Genomic DNA, 2,201 nt, shown 5'->3' on the forward strand with positions numbered 1-2,201 from the left:
CCGGTAGTTTTTCGGGCGTGGTCGGCCTGCCGCTGAATGAGACGCGGCTGCTGCTGACGGCGGCCGGCTGGCGCACATGATCGCGCTGGTGGAGGCCGCGCCCGGCGCCACACGCGCGCTGGTGCTGGATGGCGATACGGTGGTGGAGGCTCACATCGCGCGCGCGGACGATCCGCTGCCGGTGGGCCTGATCGCGCCGGCGCGGCTGGCCGATCGCCGGCAGGGCGTGGTGGTGCTGGCCGGTGCCGAAGCGCAATTGGCGCCGGTGCCGGCCGATTGGCCCGAGGGGCAGACGCGGCTGGTGGAGGTGCTGCGCCCAGCGCGTCCCGATGGCGTGCGCGACAAGCAGGCGCGGGTTGTGGCGCACGATGGCTCGGCGCGGCCTGCGCCCGATCTGGCAGCGCGACTGGCGGCTGCCGGCCATGCCGTGACGCCGGTTCCGGTGCATGGCCCGGACGCTCTGGCCGAAGCGGGTTGGGATGCGGTGGTGGAAGAGGCGCTATCGGGCCGTATCGATTTCCCCGGTGGCCGGCTGCTGGTGGCGCCCACCCCGGCGATGCTGGTGATCGATGTGGATGGGACAGGCGATCTGACCCGGCTGGCCGAAGCCGCCGCGCGGGCGGTGGCGGCACTGATCCGGCGGCATGGCGTCGGCGGCCCGGTGGTGGTGGATTTCCCCACGCTGGCCGGGCGCGGTCCACGCGCCACGGTCGATGCGATCCTGGCCGAAGCCTTGCCGGCACCATTTGAAAAGACCGCGATGAACGGCTTTGGCCTGGTGCAGATCATCCGTCCGCGCCGGCAGTTGAGCCTGATCGAAGCGGTGCGGCAGCCGGGCTTTGCCGCGCTGGAACTGTTGCGCCGCGCGATGCGGCTGGTGGGGCCAACCCGCATCGAAGCATCCGGCCCGGTGATTGACTGGCTGGCGGCACGCCCGGCGCTGATCGAGGAATGTGCGCGACTGACGGGCGGGCCACTGGCGCTGGCAGCCAATGCTGGGGCAGGGAGAGGCCATGTCCAGCAAAGCTGATTCGCGCCCCTGCGCCTATTGTCGAAAAGTCCCGATGGTGGCGGCCTTCAAACCGTTCTGCAGCGAAGGCTGCCGCAGCCGTGATCTCAATGCCTGGCTGTCTGATCGCTATGTGTTGCCGGCCAACGCCCAGGACGACGAACTTTCTGACACGTCCCCGCTGGACAATGGCGACGAGGCTGGCTAAACGGCCGCCTCCCACGCGGTTCACCCAACCGCTTGAGTCAAGTGGGCCCGGGTAGCTCAGGGGTAGAGCAGGGGATTGAAAATCCCCGTGTCGGTGGTTCAAATCCGCCCCCGGGCACCATCATCATGAAAAGGGCCGTCTCCGGCAAGGAGCGGCCCTTTTCGTTTGTTCGGGCCCCGGGCCGGTTCGGCGCATCACTGAAATGGCGGAGTTGCGGGTCAGGCGGATTGGCCGCTACGATCACTTGCGGACGCTGCCGATCAATTGGTCATGGTGTCGTGGGGTTTTTCGCTGACGGGGATTTTTCATGACGTTGCGCCAGGCGGCCGCTCCAGCGAAGACCATCACGGCGGCCGAAGCTGCGGCTTTGGTGCAATCGGGCATGTGGCTGGATTATTTCGGCACGATCAACCAGCCCGATGCGTTCGATCGCGCGCTGGGGGAACGGATCACGCAGCTTTCTGATCTCAAGGTTCGTTCCACCCTTTCGATGCGGCCGCGTGCGTTCATCGAAAAGGATCCCGAAGGCCGGCACGCCCACATGATCAGCCTGCACATGAGCGGCTATGATCGCCGCCTGCACGAGCAGGGCCGCTGCAGTTACACGCCGGTGAACCTGGGCGAGATTTCCGATTATTATCGCCGCTTCATCGCGCCGGTGGACATGCTGATCCTGAAGGCGCGCCCGCTGGAAAATGGCTGTTTCAACATCGGGCCAACCAATGTCTGGCTGCGGGCCATCATGGAGCGGGCGCGGCTGGTCGTCATCGAGACCTGCAGCGCCTTGCCGCATGCGATTGGCGAGGGCACCGACATCCATCTCAGCGAAGTCGATTACATCATCGAAGGCGACGACAGCCCGGTGCCGGAACTGCCCAATGCCCCGGTGACCGATGTCGACCGGGCGGTGGCGCGGCTGATCATGGCTGAGATTGACGACGGCGCCTGCCTGCAGATCGGTATCGGCGGCATGCCCAACGCCGT

At 66.8% G+C, this 2,201-nt stretch carries 2 protein-coding genes, 1 tRNA gene and 1 pseudogene; all 4 read left to right on the forward strand.

Features of this window, described 5'->3' with window-relative positions; all coding sequences use genetic code 11:
* Positions 1 to 76 precede the first annotated feature (76 nt).
* Positions 77 to 1,030 (forward strand): ribonuclease E/G, encoded by a 954-nt coding sequence (locus RT662_RS07885; RefSeq protein WP_313670162.1) that lies wholly within the window; start codon positions 77 to 79, stop codon positions 1,028 to 1,030.
* Positions 1,014 to 1,217 (forward strand): DNA gyrase inhibitor YacG, encoded by a 204-nt coding sequence (gene yacG, locus RT662_RS07890; protein ID WP_313670163.1) that lies wholly within the window; start codon positions 1,014 to 1,016, stop codon positions 1,215 to 1,217. Before RT662_RS07885 ends, yacG begins: the two co-directional genes overlap by 17 nt.
* Positions 1,218 to 1,262: 45 nt before the next feature.
* Positions 1,263 to 1,337: transfer RNA gene (locus tag RT662_RS07895), tRNA-Phe, on the forward strand.
* A gap of 187 nt (positions 1,338 to 1,524) precedes the next feature.
* A pseudogene (locus RT662_RS07900) lies at positions 1,525 to 2,201 on the forward strand (4-hydroxybutyrate CoA-transferase); the annotation flags it as partial.

It is taken from the genome of Sandarakinorhabdus sp. (assembly GCF_032115815.1).
GTDB lineage: Bacteria > Pseudomonadota > Alphaproteobacteria > Sphingomonadales > Sphingomonadaceae > Sandarakinorhabdus.